We start from the raw sequence: 15450 nt of genomic DNA, 5'->3' as shown, positions 1-15450 counted from the left end.
CACGCTCCGTGTCGCCGGGTAAATACACCTGCAAGTTGCGTTACCAAAATTAACATAGCGTATCTTAAGTCCAGTATTCGGATACCAGTATGCTTGATCCGTCGCCGCCGCAGCGCGCGCGGACGCGGCCCGCCATAAGGCTCCGTTTACCATTCCTGCACAGGATCCAGCCCGACCCGCGCGGATCGTCGTCCGCACGGACTGGAGTCGTTACCCGGCATGATGTCACGTGCTGAACGCACCCCCCTGACAGATTGGTGGTGGACCGTGGACCGCGGCCTGCTCGCGGCCCTGTTCGCGCTCATGGTCGCCGGCCTCGTCTTCCTGATGGGCGGCGGCCCGCCGGTCGCCGAGCGCATCGGCCTGCCGACCTTTTACTTCCTGAACCGGCAGGCGATGTACCTCGCGCCGACCATCCTGCTGATCTGCGCGGTCTCGTTCCTGTCCCTGCGCGGCATCCGCCGGCTGGCTCTGGTCACCTGGATCTGCGGCGTCGCCCTCTGCCTGCTCGCCGGCAAGTTCGGCCCCGAGATCAAGGGCGCACATCGCTGGATCCAGTTCGGCCCCTTCGGCCTCCAGCCCTCGGAATTCGTGAAGCCGGCCTTCGTGGTGGTGTCCGCGTGGGCGTTCTCGGAGGGGGCGCAGCGCCGCGACATGCCCGGCGGCTTCCTGGCGATGCTGCTCCTGCCGATCACCATCGTGCCGCTGCTGCTTCAGCCCGATTTCGGCCAGACCATGCTGATTACCATGGTGTGGTGCGCGCTGTTCTTCGTGGCCGGCCTGCACCTGATCTGGGTCGCGGTGCTCGGGGTGCTCGGGCTCGGGGGCGTGTTTGCGGCTTACCTGTTCTTCCACCACGTGCGCGAGCGCTTCAACAAGTTCCTCGACCGGGATTCCGGCGGCGGCTTCCAGGATTTCTGGTCGCGCGAATCCTTCCGCTCGGGCGGCTGGTTCGGCACCGGGCCGGGGGAGGGCGTGGCCAAGCGGCACCTGCCGGACGCCCACACCGACTTCATCTTCTCGGTCACCGGCGAGGAGTTCGGCGTGATCGTCTGCCTCTGCCTCGTGGCGCTGTTCGCCTTCATCGTGCTGCGCGGCCTCAAGCTCGCCCGGCGCACCGACGACACGTTCTCGCGGCTGGCGATCACCGGCCTGACCACACTCTTCGGCTTGCAGGCGTGCATCAACATGGCGGTGAACACCCAGCTGATGCCCGCCAAGGGTATGACGCTGCCCTTCGTGTCCTACGGCGGCTCGTCGCTGATATCGCTGGCGCTCGGCACGGGCTTCCTCGTCGCCCTGACCCGGAAGCGTCCGCGCACCATCCTGCTCAGCCAGAAGCCCCCCGGCACCGCACCCGCCACCGTGGCCGGAGTGATGCGGTGACGGTCTTCACCCCCACGATCCTGCTCTGCGCGGGCGGCACCGGCGGCCACCTGTTCCCGGCCGAGAGCCTCGCCCACGCGCTCCGCGCCCGCGGCATCCGGGTGGCGCTCGCCACCGATGCCCGGGTCGATTCGATCGCCTCCGAGTTCCCGGCTTCCGAGGTCATCACCATCGCGTCCGCGACGCCCTCGGGCCGCTCTCCGCTGAAACGGGCCAATGCCGTTCTGACGCTCGGCCGCGGTTTCGGCGTCGCCGCCAAGGAGATCCGCCGGATCAACCCGGCCGCCATCGTGGGCTTCGGCGGCTACCCGACCGTGCCGCCGGTGCTCGCTGGCCAGATCCTGCGGGTCCCGACGATCCTGCACGAGCAGAACGCCGTGATGGGCCGGGCCAACGCCTTCCTGGCGCGGGGCGCGCGCACCATCGCCACGGGCTTCAAGGTGGTGCGCGGGGTGCCCGACAAGGCGAAGGCCCCGCGCATCCACACCGGCAACCCGCTTCGCCCAGCGGTGATCGAGGCCGCGAAGGTCGCGTACCCTGCCTTCGGCGACGGTGACGTTCTGCGCCTTCTGGTATTCGGCGGCAGCCAGGGTGCTCGGGTCATGGGCGAGGTCGTGCCCGAGGCGCTCGCGCGCCTGCCTGACGCCCTGCGCGCCCGGCTGCACCTCGTGCAGCAGGTTCGACCCGAGGATCTGACGGCGGTGCAGAACCGCTACCTTGCGATGGGTCTCGCCGGGATCGAGGCGGCGCCGTTCTTTAAAGACCTGCCCGCCCGGATGGCGGCAAGCCACCTCGTGGTCGGGCGCTCGGGCGCCTCGACGGTCTCGGAACTCGCAGCGATCGGTCGTCCGGCGATCCTCGTGCCGCTGCCCGGCTCGCTCGATCAGGACCAGGCTGCCAACGCCGCGACCCTCGACGCCATCGGCGCCGCTTTGGCCGTGAAGCAGTCGGACTTCACCCCGGATCGCCTCGCCGCAGAGCTGACCGCCTGCTTCGCAACGCCGGCAAAATTGACCGCGGCGGCCGATGCGGCCAGAAGCGCGGGCATCCATGATGCCGCCGAACGGCTGGCCGAGGTCGTCGTCAAGACGGCGGCCCGCACCTGATCCTTACGGGATTCCGCACCGGCGATCCCGCCACCAGACGGTTCGACCCATGAAGCTGCCCGACAAGCTCGGTCCCATCCACTTCATCGGCATCGGCGGCATCGGCATGTCCGGCATCGCCGAGGTGATGCACAATCTCGGCTACACGGTGCAGGGCTCGGATGCCAACGACAACGCCAATGTCCGCCGTCTCGCCGAGAAGGGCATGCGCACCTTCGTGGGCCACAACGCGGACAACGTCGCGGAGGCCGCGCTGGTCGTGGTCTCGACCGCGATCCAGCGCGACAACCCGGAGCTGGAATCCGCCCGGGAGCGCCGCCTGCCCGTGGTGCGCCGGGCCGAGATGCTGGCCGAGCTGATGCGCTTCAAATCCTGCGTCGCCATCGCGGGCACGCACGGCAAGACCACGACCACGTCCCTGGTCGCGACCCTGCTGGATGCCGGCAACCTCGATCCGACCGTGATCAACGGCGGCATCATCAATGCCTACGGCACCAACGCCCGGATGGGTGAGGGCGACTGGATGGTGGTGGAGGCCGACGAATCCGACGGCACCTTCCTCAAGCTGCCCGCCGACGTGGCGATCGTCACCAATATCGATCCCGAGCATCTCGACCATTTCGGCTCGTTCGAGGCGGTCAAGGACGCGTTCCGGCGCTTCATCGACAACATCCCGTTCTACGGCTTCGCCGTGATGTGCACCGACCATCCGGTGGTGCAGGACCTCGTCGGCCATATCGAGGACCGGCGGATCATCACCTACGGCGAGAATCCGCAGGCCGACGTGCGCCTGATCGACGTGGACCTGCGCGGCGGCCAGAGCCGCTTCCGGGTGATGATCCGCGACCGCCGTCCGGGCTACCGGATGGAGATGGAGGATCTGGTCCTACCGATGCCGGGCAAGCACAACGCGCTCAACGCCACCGCGGCTTTGGCGGTAGCCCACGAACTCGGCGTGAAGCCCGAGGCGATCCGCAACGCACTCGCCGGATTCGGCGGCGTGAAGCGGCGCTTTACCCGCACCGGCGAATGGAACGGCGCGACGATCTTCGACGATTACGGACACCATCCGGTGGAGATCAAGGCGGTGCTCAAGGCCGCCCGCGCCTCGACCGAGCACGGGGTGATCGCGATCGTGCAGCCGCACCGCTTCACAAGGCTGCAATCGCTCTTCGACGATTTCTGCACCTGCTTCAACGACGCCGACACGGTGATCGTCGCCCCGGTCTACGCGGCCGGCGAAGCGCCGATCGAAGGGTTCGACCGCGACAGCCTCGTGGCGGGCCTGCGGTCCCGCGGCCACCGGGACGCCCGGGCGCTGGAGCGGCCGGAGGAGCTGGCCGGGATCATCGCCGACCTCGCCAAGCCGGGCGATTACGTGGTGTTCCTCGGCGCCGGCACGATCACCCAATGGGCTTATGCGCTGCCGGATGAGCTGGCGGCGCGGGGGCAGTGAGGGGATGCGCGAAGCCGATCCGGAACGGAGTCGTTTCCGGCGGGGCTTACGCGAGATGCAAACCGAAGCAGAACGCCGCCTCTGGTATCGCCTGCGCGACCGGCGTCTGGCTGGTTTCAAGTTCACCCGTCAGGAGTCGATCGGCCGATACGTCGCAGATTTCTGCTGCCGGGATCTTCGACTGATCATCGAACTCGACGGTGGCCAGCATGCCGACAGCGAGCATGATCGCGTTCGCGACGCGTGGCTGGCCACGCAGGGCTATCGCGTCCTGCGATTCTGGAACGCAGAGATTGTGAACAACATCATCGGTGTCTCGGACACCATCCTGGCCGCGCTTCCCCCCTCTCCCCGCGCGCGGGGAGAGGGCCGCGACAACCCCGTCGTCGGCGCGGCGAGCCCACAGGGCGAAGGTAAGGGGGCGGCTCCGGTCGAGTCACGTCCGGAACCGCCCCCTCACCCTCGGCTGCCGCCTCGATGCGACGACGACAAGGTCGTCGCATCCCTCTCCCCGCAAGCGGGGCGAGGGGAGAAACACCAATGACCGCATCCCTCCACGACCGAATCCGCGCCGCCGCGCCCGATCTCCGCGGGCGCCTGCTCGCCGAGCATCCGCTGGGAGATCTCACATGGTTCCGCGTCGGCGGACCGGCCGAGGTGCTGTTCACCCCGGCTGATGAGGAGGATCTCGCCCACCTCCTCGCCGCCCTCGAACCGGACGTGCCGGTGACGGTGATCGGCCTCGGTTCCAACCTGATTGTCCGCGACGGCGGCGTGCCCGGCGTGGTGATCCGCTTAGGGGGAAAGACGTTCGGTGGCATCGCGATCGACGGCGATACTCTGACGGTCGGCACAGCCGTTCCCGACATGCGCCTCGCCAAGGCCGCCGCCGAGGCCGGGCTCGACGGGCTCGCGTTCTACCGCGGTATCCCGGGCTCGATCGGCGGCGCGCTGCGCATGAATGCCGGCGCCCATGGTGGCGAGACCACCGACGTGCTGATCGAGGCAACCGGCCTCGACCGCCGGGGCGCGCTCCGCACGTTCAGCCACGCCGAGATGGGCTTCTCCTATCGGCATTCGGACGCGCCGGAGGACGTGATCTTCACCCGCGCTCGGTTCCGCGGAAAGCCCGGCGACCGGGCCGCCATCGAGGCCGAAATGGAGCGGGTCACCGCCGCCCGCGAGGCCGCCCAGCCGATCCGCGAACGCACCGGCGGCTCGACCTTCGCCAACCCGCCGGGCGGCAAGGCGTGGCAGCTCATCGACGCTGCCGGCTGCCGGGGGCTGACACGGGGCGGCGCCCAGGTCAGCGAGATGCATTGCAATTTCCTGATCAACACCAGCGCTGCCACCGCGGACGACATCGAAGGGCTGGGCGAAGAAGTCCGGCAGCGGGTGCGGGAGACCAGCGGCGTCGAACTGCGCTGGGAGATCCGGCGGATCGGATTGGCGACTTCGGCGGTAAGACGGTAAGATGTAAGTCCGGCGGCTCTGGGGGATTGACATGGCGGATCAACTCGCACGGACCGCATATTCAAAAGTCTCGGTGAAGAGCCAGACCGTGCTGCCACCGGAGGTGCGGGAGCACCTTGCGATCCGGCCGGGGGACCGCCTGCGCTACCGGATCACGCCGGACGGCATCCGAATCGATAAGGCTCCCCCTGACGGGGAGGATCCGTTCGTGGCCTTCACGGAATGGGCCGGCCCGATCGACGATGAAGACTATGCCGACCTCTGAGCTGCCGGCCGGGACCGTCGTAGTCGTTCCGTTTCCCTATTCCGATCGATTGGCGGAGAAGCGGCGCCCCGCCCTCATCGTATCGGGGCCGGCTGTGGCCGAAGCCGGCTACGTCTGGATCGCGATGATCACGAGTGCGCGCAACACGCAGGCCATGGGCGATGTCCGCATCGACGATGGTACCGCGGCCGGCCTCAGCGTCGCTTCCGTGGTTCGCCCGCTCAAGATCGCCTGCATCGAGCCCACCCGAATCCTGCGCCGTATCGGGACGCTGCCGGCCGACACGGCCGCCCAGGTTTTCATTGCAATTAAGAGCCTGATCGGCCCGGCATGAGCCGATCCCCCCCACAAAGTCTCGCCCCGGAGCCCCCCCATGTCCAAGCACGTCGCCGTCCTCCTGGGCGGCACCTCCGCCGAGCGGGAAGTGTCGCTCAATTCCGGCAAGGCCTGCGCGGACGCCCTCGAAGGCGAGGGCTATCGGGTCACGCGCGTCGATGTCGGGCCCGACATCGCCACGGTGCTGACCGCGCTCCGGCCCGACGTGGCCTTCAACGCGCTGCACGGCCCGGACGGGGAGGACGGCAAGATCCAGGGCCTGCTGGAGATCCTCAAGATCCCCTACACCCACTCCGGCGTCCTCGCCTCGTCGCTCGCCATGAACAAGGAGCGGGCGAAGACCGCCATGCGCGCGGCCGGCATCGACGTGCCGGAGAGCCGGATCGTTAACCGTCACGAGGCCGCCCGGACACACGCCCTGCCGCCACCCTACGTGGTGAAGCCGATCGCCGAGGGCTCATCCATGGGGGTGATCATCGTCCGCGACGGGCGCTCGCATCCGCCCCAGATCCTGGGCTCGGACGCCTGGACCTACGGCGAGCAAGTCCTTGCAGAACCTTACATAGCCGGCCGCGAACTCACCTGCGGGGTGATGGGCGACAAGGCACTGGGGGTGATCGAGGTGAAGGCCGCCACGGGGGACTGGTACGACTACGACGCGAAATATGCGCCCGGGGGCTCGGTCCACGTGCTGCCGGCCGAACTTAAACCAAATGTTTACCAGCGTGTCCAAGAACTGTCGTTAACGGCGCATCAAGCACTGGGCTGCCGGGGCGTCAGCCGTGCCGACCTTCGATTCGACGACACGCCGGGTGGAACCGGCCGACTCGTGGTTCTCGAGGTCAACACGCAACCCGGCATGACCCAGACGAGCCTTGTGCCGGATATGGCGGCCCATGCGGGCCTTAGCTTCGGTGAGCTCGTCCGATGGATGGTGGAGGACGCTTCCCTGAATCGCTGAGCGGCGACGCCGCCGGCCGGAGCGGTCCCGCGCGTTTCGCCGGGGCTGTGATGGGCCGGCTCCCGTCCCGGTCGCTCTCGGTTCGCCGCGCGCGCTCCGGCCAGCGCCTGGGCGCACGCCTGTCCCGCGGGACCGGAACCGTCGCCGTCTCCATGACCTTCGCGGCCTTTGCGCTTGCCGGCTTCGTGGCAAGCGGGCGCTATGACTCCTTCGTGGCCGAGCAGGGACGCCCCCTTGATATCGCGGCGCGGGTTCTCGGCTTCGGCGTCGAGCGCGTAACCATCTCGGGCATCTCCCGGATGTACGATCGCGAAGTCCTGGCTGCGGCCGGCATCGACTGGCGCTCCTCGGTGCCGTTCCTCGACGTCGGCGCCGTGCGCGAAAAGCTGCTGCGCGTGCCGTTGATCGCCCAGGCTTCGGTGCGCAAGATCTACCCCAACGAGATCGCCATCATGCAGGTGGAGCGCGAGCCCGCCGCCCTCTGGCAGAAGAACGGTGAGCTCAGCGTCATCGCGGCCGACGGCACGGTGATCGACGCGATGCGGGACGACCGCTACGCCAGCCTGCCCCTGGTGGTCGGCGAAGAGGCCAACACCAAGCTGCCGGAATACCTGGCGCTGGTCGCCGCCGCCGGCCCGCTCGCCGACCGGATCAAGGCCGGCACCTACGTCTCCGGCCGGCGCTGGACCCTCAAGCTCGACGGCGTCGATGTACGCCTGCCGGAGGTCGACCCGGCCGCCGCGCTCGCCCGTCTCGTCCGGTTCGAGCGCGAGGCCGGCCTCCTGGAAAAGGACATCATCGCGGTGGATCTGCGCATGTCGGACCGCGTCGTGGTGCGCCTGACCGAGGAGGCCGCCGCAACCCGCGCGGAAGCCCAGAAGGCGAAGAAGAAGGGCGCGGCCAGCTGATGCCCTTCCGATCGATCTCCGCCCGTCCCGCACCCCGCGTTTGGTAGCGTCAATGCACAGCCAACACGGCCTCACGCCGCGCCTGAAGCCGCTCTCGGCCCGACGCTCGACCACCCTCTCGGTGCTCGACATCGGGACGAGCAAGGTGGTCTGCCTCATCGCCGAGCTGCAGCCCGCCGAAGCGCTCTCCACGCTGCGCGGCCGCACGCACCTCGCGCGCATCATCGGCATCGGCCATCAGCGCTCGCTCGGGCTGAAGGGCGGCGCCATCGTCGATCTCGCCGCCGCCGAGGGCGCGATTCGTCAGGCGGTCCACGCCGCCGAGCGGATGGCCAAGGTCGAGGTCCAGTCGGTCATCGTCAACATGTCGGGTGGCCGGTTGGCCTCCCAGCATTTCCAGGCGCGGGTGAACGTCCGCTCCGGCACCGTCACGGGCAGCGACGTCGAGCGGGTGCTCGAGACCGCGAGCGCCCACGGCGTCAGCCCCGGCCGGGCCGTGCTCCACGCGCTCCCTACCGGCTACGCGCTGGACGGGCAGGGGGCGGTGATCGACCCGTCGGGCATGATCGGCGAGGCGCTGAGCGTCGATCTGCACGTCGTCACCAGCGAGTTGGCTGCGGCGCGCAATGTCATGCTGGCGGTGGAGCATTGCCATCTCGGGGTCGAGGCGGTGATCGCCACGCCCTACGCGGCCGGCCTCTCGGCACTCGTCGACGACGAGGCCGAGATGGGCGTCTGCGTCGTCGATATGGGCGGCGGCACGACCAGCGTCGGCGTGTTCTCGGGCGGGCACCTCGTCCATGCGGACGCGGTGGCGGTCGGCGGTCACCACGTCACCATGGATATCGCCCGGGGGCTCTCGACCCGCATGGCGGCGGCCGAGCGGCTGAAGACCCTCTACGGCTCGGCCCTCTCAACCCCCTCCGACGACCGGGACATGATCGCGGTCCACGGCGTCGGCGAGGACGAGGGCGAGGCCCCGGCCCACATCCCGCGCTCGCAGCTCGTGCGGATCATCAAGCCGCGGGTCGAGGAGGTGATCGAGCTGGTGCGCGACCGGCTCCGCGAGGCCGGCTTCGCGGCGCAAGCCGGCCGGCGGGTGGTGCTCACCGGCGGCGCCAGCCAGCTCGTCGGCCTGCCGGAGGTCGCTCGCCGCATCCTCCAGGGTCAGGTTCGGATCGGCCGCCCCCTCGGGATCCGCGGCCTGCCGGAAGCCGCCAAGGGCCCGGCCTTCTCGGCGGCGGTCGGTCTGCTGGTCTACCCGCAGGTCGCCCATGCCGAGCATTTCGAGCCGCGTGGGCACAGCGCCTTCGCGGCCACCGGAACCGACAACTACCTGAACCGGGTCGGCCGCTGGCTCCGGGACAGCTTCTAGGTTTCGCCCCCACCCCACGGGTGGGTCGAAGAGTATCCGGCGCCACGGCGTCGCACGGACAGCACAGTTAGCGAGAGGCTCGACACCATGGCCATCACCCTCCAGGCGCCGGACATCCGGGAACTGAAGCCCCGCATCACCGTCTTCGGCGTCGGTGGCGCCGGCGGCAACGCGGTCAACAACATGATTGAGTCGGGCCTGCTGGGCTGCGAGTTCGTCGTGGCCAACACCGACGCGCAGGCGCTCACCTCCTCGAAGGCCGAGCGGGTGATCCAGATGGGTCTGGGCGTGACCCAGGGCCTCGGCGCCGGCTCGCACCCGGAGGTCGGCTCGGCCGCCGCCGACGAGGTGATCGACGAGATCCGCGATCAGCTCTCGGGCGCACACATGTGCTTCATCACCGCCGGCATGGGCGGCGGCACCGGCACCGGCGCGGCGCCGGTCATCGCCCGGGCGGCCCGCGACATGGGAATCCTGACGGTCGGCGTCGTCACCAAGCCGTTCCAGTTCGAGGGCGTCCGCCGGATGCGGACCGCCGAGAGCGGCATCCAGGAGTTGCAGGCCGCGGTCGACACCCTGATCGTGATCCCGAACCAGAACCTGTTCCGGGTCGCCAACGAGAAGACCACCTTCGCGGACGCCTTCGCGATGGCCGACCAGGTGCTCTACTCGGGCGTCGCCTGCATCACCGACCTGATGGTGAAGGAGGGTCTCATCAACCTCGACTTCGCCGACGTGCGGGCGATCATGCGCGGCATGGGCAAGGCCATGATGGGCACAGGTGAGGCGTCGGGCGAGAAGCGCGCCAACCGCGCCGCTGAGGCCGCCATCGCCAACCCGCTGCTCGACGACGTCTCGATGAAGGGCGCCCGCGGCCTGCTGATCTCGATCACCGGCGGCTCCGACCTAACCCTGTACGAGCTCGACGAGGCCGCCACCCGCATCCGCGAGGAGGTCGATCAGGACGCCAACATCATCCTGGGCGCCACCTTCGACGAGAGCCTGGACGGCATCATCCGCGTGTCGGTGGTTGCCACCGGCATCGAGCCGGCCCTGATCTCAGCGAACTCGCCCAACAACCCGGCCATCGCCGAGACCGAGCAGCGTATCGCCGAGGTTGCCGAGCGCCTGCGCGCCGAGGCCCGTACGCGCGCCGCCTCGCCGGTGCCGAGTATCCGCACGGAATCGGTCGCTCCGGCCCCCATCACCAGCCAGATGCCGGCCCCCGCGCCGCTTCAGGCCCCCGAGATGCGGTCCGAGGCGCTGGTCAACCGCGAGCCCGCCGCCCCGATGAACCGCGACGACGTGGTGCTCGCTCCGGTCCAGCCCCGCGCTGCGGCCCACTTCACCCCGCCGCCCGCGCCGTTGCCGGCCGAGCCCGCGCCGCAGTACCAGGCAGGTCCGTTCGTGCCGCCGCGCCCGGCCGCCCCGGGCGGCACGCCGCTCGCCCGCGCCCCGCGCATGCCGCAGATCCACGAGCTGCCGCCGATCGCCCAGAACCAGATCCTGGCCAATCGCGCGGCGGAGGAGGCGGCTCCGGAATCGAAGCGGACCTCGCTCCTGCGGCGGCTGGCTACGGTGGGCTTCGGCGGTCGGCGCGACGAGATCGAGGGTGCGCCCGCGGCCCGGGCGAACCCGGCCGCGCCGCTGCCCCAGATGGCCCAGCCCCACGTGCCGCCGGCACCGCGCGCACCGGCCACGCCAGCAGTCCCGCAATACCGTCCGGCCCAGGGCCATCTCGACGCCCAGGGCCGCGTCGCGCCCCAGAGCCGGATGATGGACGACGACCAGCTGGAGATCCCGGCTTTCCTCCGCCGCCAGGCGAATTAATCAGCCGCTGCACTGCGGCGACGGGGAGGGCCGGCGGGCGACCGCCGGCCTTTCGCGTTGGACATATTCAACTTCAGGTTAGGGCCATCTGGGACTTTGGCGCGCTCGCAGATGCTTGAGCTGTGGGAAGCGGGGACCCGTGGTGCATCCATGACACAGATCGGCCCTGGGTTAGCCACGCGTTAACCACTTTTTAAGCCCTTGATCTCACAGCATTTTGCGTCTGCCGGACCGCAAGCGTGTCTGTAACAGAGCGTAAGAATCCGTGATTTGGCTGCCCTGTGCGGTGCAGCTATAGAAGCATCAAGACCGACGAGACATGCATCGGGATACAACCTGATTGCGTGAGCAGGGGCATCAAGCAGCGGACGGATCAGTCAGTGTTCGCCCATTCCCGGTTGGAATGGCGGAGCCTGATCGCGGCCGGGGGCTAAGGAATGCGTACGCTGAAACAGACGACCCTTAAGGGGCCGGCGACTCTCTCGGGTATCGGGGTTCATTCCGGGAACCCCGCCGAGATCACGCTCAGGCCCGCACCCGCCAATCACGGTATTGCTTTCCTCCGCACCGGCACGCCCCACGGCAATGACCGCCTGATCAAGGCGCATCATGCCCTCGTTTCCGCCACGGAGCTCTGCACCGTCCTGGGCGACGTCGAGACGGGGGCGGTGGCAACCGTCGAGCATCTGATGTCCGCCCTCTACGGGCTGGGCGTCGACAACGCCCTGATCGAGATCGACGGGCCCGAGATGCCCATCCTCGACGGCTCCGCACTTCCCTTCGTGAAGGCGATCGATCAGGTCGGAATCGCCACATGCGGCGCGCCCCGGCGCTGGCTCAAGGTGCTGCAACACGTCCGCATCGAGACCGGCCGGTCCTTCGCGGAACTCCGGCCGATCGACCGGGGCTTCCGCCTTGATGTGGAGATCGATTTCAAGAGCCCGGTCATCGGCCGCTCGCGCCGGGCCATGGACCTCTCGCCCGCCACCTACCGCCGTGAGATCGCCGGTGCCCGCACCTTCGGGATGATGCGGGACGTGGAACGCTACTGGAAGGCGGGCTTCGCCCTCGGTGCTTCCCTGGAGAACACCGTGGCGGTCGGCGAAACCGCGGTGGTCAACCCCGAAGGTCTGCGCTTCCCGGACGAATTCGTCCGCCACAAGATCCTCGACGCGATCGGCGACCTCGCCTTGGCCGGCCTGCCGATCCAGGGCGCGTACCGCTCCTATTGCGGCGGCCACCGGATGAATGTCGGTGTCCTCTCCGCCCTTCTGGCCGACCGGGCCAATTACGCGATCGTCGAGGCGCAGGGCCCGCGCCGCGAGACCGTCCTCTCGGAACTCGGCGTCGGTTTGGGCATCGCCGCCTTCGCGGGCGACCTCTGACGATCAACCTGTGGTCCGCAAGCCACACTTGGCGATCGTTCCGTACCGCCTCAGCCTTGCCGCTTTCGTGCCCGAATCAAACGTCACGGTTTAACGGTCCGTGAACGGCGGGTTCGGCTCAGAAGGCCGGATCCACGCACGCGATGGCATGACGGCGCGGGATGGCGCCGCTTCCGGGAAAGAGCGCCAGATGCCTGTCACCATTCGTTTCCGCCGGGCGGCAGCCTTCGCGGCGCCTCTCGTGGCCATCCTCGGCCTGGGCCTGGGCGGCTGCGATTTCGACCCGACCAATCTGTTTTCCGAGAAGTACAAGCCGGAGGTCGTTCCGGACATTCCGGCCGACAAGCTCTACAGCGATGGCTTGGCCAAGCTTGAGGACAGCGACTACGACGGCGCGGTCAAGAAGTTCGACAGCCTCGACAAGCAGTACCAGTATTCCGAGTGGTCCCGGAAGGCGCTGCTCATGACGGCTTACGCCAACTACGAAGGCCAGAAGTACGACGACGCGATCAGCGCCTCGAAGCGCTACCTGCAGCGGCACCCGGCCAGCAAGGATGCGGCCTACGCGCAGTACCTGATGGCGATGTCGAACTATAAGCAGATCCCGGATGTGACCCGCGATCAGGAGCGGTCCGAGAAGGCGCTGACGGCGCTTCAGGAACTTGTCCAGAAGTATCCGACCTCGGAATACGCCATCGACGCGAAGGCGAAGATCCAGATCACCCGCGATCAGCTCGCCGGCAAGGAGATGGAAGTCGGGCGCTTCTACCTGGAGCGGCGCAACTTCCCGGCGGCGATCAACCGCTTCCGTGACGTGGTCTCCAAGTACCAGACCACCCGCCACGCCGAGGAGGCGCTGGAGCGCCTGACCGAGGCCTACTGGGCGCTCGGCATCACCCAGGAGGCGCAAAACGCCGCCGCGGTGCTCGGCCACAACTTCCCGGACAGCTCGTGGTACAAGGACGCGCATGCGCTCCTCGCCCAGAACGGCCTCGAGCCGCGGGAGGAGAAGGCCTCGTTCCTGTCGAAGATCTACCGCTCGGTCGCCGGTAAGACCGCATCGGCCGAGTGAAAAGCGGTTTGACCTACTTGCCGGGTTTCCAAAGGTCTCGACCTTTCGAAACCCTGATAGGACAGGTCGGCCGCCACGAACACGTTGAGGCCCGGAGCGTTCGCTCCGGGCCTTTCCCATTGTGCGTCGCATTTTTGGGGTGAATCGGCGCCGCGACGGCCTTATGTCTGCGGTCCCCTCCTGAGGAATGCCCCCGCCGCATGCTGGCGCAGCTCGCGATCCGCGACATCGTTCTGATCGACCGTCTCGAACTGAATTTCCGGACGGGCCTCAGCGTCCTGACCGGGGAGACGGGCGCGGGCAAATCGATCCTGCTCGACGCCTTCGCGCTGGCGCTGGGCGGGCGTGGCGATGGCCGCCTCGTCCGGCACGGTGAGGCGCAGGGCGTCGTCACCGCCGTGTTCGATCTGCCCCTGGACCATCCGGCTCGCCGGATCGCCACGGAGGCCGAGATCGACACGGAGGGCGATCTGATCCTGCGCCGGAGCCAGATGGCGGACGGCCGCACCCGCGCCTTCGTCAACGACCAGCCGGTGGGCGTCCAGGTCCTGCGCGCGATCGGCGCGGCCCTGGTCGAGATCCACGGACAACACGACGACCGGGCGTTGGCCGATCCGGCCTCGCACCGGGCGATCCTCGATGCGTTCGGCGGACTACAGGGCCAGCTCACCAAGGTCGCGGCGGCCGCCCGCGCGGTCCGCACCGCCCGATCCGACCTCGCCGAGCACCGCGCGCGGGTGGAGGCGGCCCGCAAGGAGGCCGATTTTCTGCGTCACGCCGTGGAGGAGCTGGCCGCACTCGCGCCGCAACCCGGCGAGGAGGCTCAGCTCGCCGAACGCCGCAGCATCATGCAGCAATCCGAGAAGGTCGCGCGCGAACTCAATGCGGCGTTGGAAGCGGTGGGCGGGACCCATTCCGGGGTGCCCCACATCTCGGCCGCCCTGCGCAAACTGGAGCGCCGCGCGTCGCAGCTCCCCGCCCTCGTCGATCCCTGCGTCAACGCCCTCGACGCCGCGATCGTGGCCCTCGACGAGGCCCGTGCCGTGCTCGACGCGGCGGTGGCGGAGACCGAGTTCGATCCCCGCGACCTCGAGCGGGTCGAGGAACGGCTGTTCGCGCTGCGGGCGGGCGCCCGCAAATACGACGTCGCGGCCGACGATCTTGCGGTGCTTGCCGAGCGCTACGCCGGCGACGTTGCGGCGATCGATGCCGGCGAAGCGGCACTGGCAGGCCTCGAACAGACTCTTGCCACCGCGGAGGCTGCCTATGCCGAGGCCGCCGAGAAGCTGAGTGCCGGTCGCCGCCGCGCCGCCAAGCAGCTCGACGCCGCCGTGAAGGCCGAGCTGCCACCCCTGAAGCTCGAGCGCGCTCGGTTCATCACCGAGATCGTCACCGACCCGGAATCGCGCGATCCGGCCGGCACCGACAGGGTCGAGTTCTGGGCGCAGACCAATCCCGGCACCAAGCCTGGACCGATGATGAAGGTCGCCTCGGGCGGCGAGTTGTCGCGGTTCATGCTCGCCCTGAAGGTGGTGCTGGCCGACAAGGGTTCGGCCCCGACCCTGATCTTCGACGAGATCGACACCGGCGTCGGCGGTGCCGTCGCGGATGCCATCGGGCTGCGCCTCGCACGCCTGGCCGCGACCGTACAGGTGGTTGCCGTCACCCATGCGCCGCAGGTCGCGGCTCGCGCCGAGACGCATTTCCTGATCGCGAAGGCGCCCGTGAAAGGGGCCGGCCGTGTCGCTACCCGGGTCGCCAGCCTGCCGGTGGCCGAGCGCCGGGAGGAGATTGCCCGGATGCTCGCGGGGGCAACGGTGACCGATGAAGCCCGCGCGGCGGCTGCGCGGCTTCTTCAGGGCGCTGACGGTTAACTGACAGGTAAGCTTAACCATTG

The 15450-nt window shown here is 68.8% G+C and carries 14 protein-coding genes; all 14 read left to right on the top strand.

Annotation, left to right across the window (positions count from 1 at the left end; translation table 11 throughout):
• Positions 1 to 219: 219 nt before the first annotated feature.
• The gene (locus tag OXS27_RS10170; protein WP_243920556.1) at positions 220 to 1386 is read left to right on the top strand and encodes a putative peptidoglycan glycosyltransferase FtsW; all 1167 of its coding nucleotides are present in this window, start codon (positions 220 to 222) and stop codon (positions 1384 to 1386) included.
• Entirely contained in the window at positions 1383 to 2492 is a 1110-nt protein-coding gene (murG, locus tag OXS27_RS10165) for an undecaprenyldiphospho-muramoylpentapeptide beta-N-acetylglucosaminyltransferase (protein WP_243920554.1), read from the top strand. The genes OXS27_RS10170 and murG overlap by 4 nt, the downstream gene beginning before the upstream one ends.
• A gap of 49 nt (positions 2493 to 2541) precedes the next feature.
• Positions 2542 to 3948: a UDP-N-acetylmuramate--L-alanine ligase gene (gene murC / locus OXS27_RS10160; protein WP_267355943.1), complete on the top strand. Its 1407-nt coding sequence runs from the start codon at positions 2542 to 2544 to the stop codon at positions 3946 to 3948.
• 4 nt (positions 3949 to 3952) lie between these two features.
• A complete protein-coding gene (locus OXS27_RS10155) occupies positions 3953 to 4492 on the top strand; it encodes an endonuclease domain-containing protein (protein ID WP_267355942.1) in 540 nt (179 codons plus the stop codon).
• A complete protein-coding gene (gene murB, locus OXS27_RS10150; RefSeq protein WP_267355940.1) occupies positions 4489 to 5421 on the top strand; it encodes a UDP-N-acetylmuramate dehydrogenase in 933 nt (310 codons plus the stop codon). The genes OXS27_RS10155 and murB overlap by 4 nt, the downstream gene beginning before the upstream one ends.
• Before the next feature lie 31 nt (positions 5422 to 5452).
• On the top strand, positions 5453 to 5686 hold the full coding sequence (locus OXS27_RS10145) for an AbrB/MazE/SpoVT family DNA-binding domain-containing protein (RefSeq protein WP_243920548.1): 234 nt from the start codon (positions 5453 to 5455) through the stop codon (positions 5684 to 5686).
• Positions 5673 to 6020, top strand: a complete 348-nt coding sequence (locus OXS27_RS10140; RefSeq protein WP_243920546.1) for a type II toxin-antitoxin system PemK/MazF family toxin — start codon at positions 5673 to 5675, stop codon at positions 6018 to 6020. Before OXS27_RS10145 ends, OXS27_RS10140 begins: the two co-directional genes overlap by 14 nt.
• A gap of 39 nt (positions 6021 to 6059) precedes the next feature.
• Entirely contained in the window at positions 6060 to 6983 is a 924-nt protein-coding gene (locus OXS27_RS10135) for a D-alanine--D-alanine ligase (RefSeq protein WP_243920544.1), read from the top strand.
• Positions 6950 to 7891 carry a cell division protein FtsQ/DivIB gene (locus OXS27_RS10130; RefSeq protein WP_267355936.1) on the top strand — a complete coding sequence of 314 codons (942 nt, stop codon included), beginning with the start codon at positions 6950 to 6952 and terminating at the stop codon, positions 7889 to 7891. The genes OXS27_RS10135 and OXS27_RS10130 overlap by 34 nt, the downstream gene beginning before the upstream one ends.
• 52 nt (positions 7892 to 7943) lie before the next feature.
• The gene (ftsA, locus tag OXS27_RS10125) at positions 7944 to 9266 is read left to right on the top strand and encodes a cell division protein FtsA (protein WP_243920540.1); all 1323 of its coding nucleotides are present in this window, start codon (positions 7944 to 7946) and stop codon (positions 9264 to 9266) included.
• Positions 9267 to 9353: 87 nt separating this feature from the next.
• On the top strand, positions 9354 to 11096 hold the full coding sequence (ftsZ, locus tag OXS27_RS10120; RefSeq protein ID WP_267355934.1) for a cell division protein FtsZ: 1743 nt from the start codon (positions 9354 to 9356) through the stop codon (positions 11094 to 11096).
• A 437-nt stretch (positions 11097 to 11533) separates the two neighbouring features.
• Positions 11534 to 12481 (top strand): UDP-3-O-acyl-N-acetylglucosamine deacetylase, encoded by a 948-nt coding sequence (gene lpxC, locus OXS27_RS10115; protein ID WP_267355932.1) that lies wholly within the window; start codon positions 11534 to 11536, stop codon positions 12479 to 12481.
• Positions 12482 to 12671: 190 nt separating this feature from the next.
• Entirely contained in the window at positions 12672 to 13553 is an 882-nt protein-coding gene (locus OXS27_RS10110) for an outer membrane protein assembly factor BamD (protein WP_243920534.1), read from the top strand.
• A 200-nt stretch (positions 13554 to 13753) separates the two neighbouring features.
• Positions 13754 to 15427 carry a DNA repair protein RecN gene (recN, locus tag OXS27_RS10105; RefSeq protein ID WP_267355929.1) on the top strand — a complete coding sequence of 558 codons (1674 nt, stop codon included), beginning with the start codon at positions 13754 to 13756 and terminating at the stop codon, positions 15425 to 15427.
• Positions 15428 to 15450 lie beyond the last annotated feature (23 nt).

Origin of the sequence: Methylobacterium sp. GC_Met_3 (genome assembly GCF_026540775.1) — a bacterium.
Classification (GTDB): Bacteria; Pseudomonadota; Alphaproteobacteria; order Rhizobiales; family Beijerinckiaceae; genus Methylobacterium.
Note: the sequence above shows the minus strand (reverse complement) of the source record. Positions and strands in the feature narration are given on the sequence as shown.

What these genes read in the sequence shown, in the direction of transcription:
- OXS27_RS10155 (WP_267355942.1), top strand. Translation starts at nt 3,953, where the DNA reads ATGCGCGAAGCCGATCCGGAACGGAGTCGTTTCCGGCGGGGCTTACGC.
- OXS27_RS10130 (WP_267355936.1), top strand. Translation starts at nt 6,950, where the DNA reads ATGGATGGTGGAGGACGCTTCCCTGAATCGCTGAGCGGCGACGCCGCC.
- recN (WP_267355929.1), top strand. Translation starts at nt 13,754, where the DNA reads ATGCTGGCGCAGCTCGCGATCCGCGACATCGTTCTGATCGACCGTCTC.
- murC (WP_267355943.1), top strand. Translation starts at nt 2,542, where the DNA reads ATGAAGCTGCCCGACAAGCTCGGTCCCATCCACTTCATCGGCATCGGC.
- ftsZ (WP_267355934.1), top strand. Translation starts at nt 9,354, where the DNA reads ATGGCCATCACCCTCCAGGCGCCGGACATCCGGGAACTGAAGCCCCGC.
- OXS27_RS10110 (WP_243920534.1), top strand. Translation starts at nt 12,672, where the DNA reads ATGCCTGTCACCATTCGTTTCCGCCGGGCGGCAGCCTTCGCGGCGCCT.
- lpxC (WP_267355932.1), top strand. Translation starts at nt 11,534, where the DNA reads ATGCGTACGCTGAAACAGACGACCCTTAAGGGGCCGGCGACTCTCTCG.
- OXS27_RS10135 (WP_243920544.1), top strand. Translation starts at nt 6,060, where the DNA reads ATGTCCAAGCACGTCGCCGTCCTCCTGGGCGGCACCTCCGCCGAGCGG.
- OXS27_RS10145 (WP_243920548.1), top strand. Translation starts at nt 5,453, where the DNA reads ATGGCGGATCAACTCGCACGGACCGCATATTCAAAAGTCTCGGTGAAG.
- murB (WP_267355940.1), top strand. Translation starts at nt 4,489, where the DNA reads ATGACCGCATCCCTCCACGACCGAATCCGCGCCGCCGCGCCCGATCTC.
- OXS27_RS10140 (WP_243920546.1), top strand. Translation starts at nt 5,673, where the DNA reads ATGCCGACCTCTGAGCTGCCGGCCGGGACCGTCGTAGTCGTTCCGTTT.
- ftsA (WP_243920540.1), top strand. Translation starts at nt 7,944, where the DNA reads ATGCACAGCCAACACGGCCTCACGCCGCGCCTGAAGCCGCTCTCGGCC.
- OXS27_RS10170 (WP_243920556.1), top strand. Translation starts at nt 220, where the DNA reads ATGATGTCACGTGCTGAACGCACCCCCCTGACAGATTGGTGGTGGACC.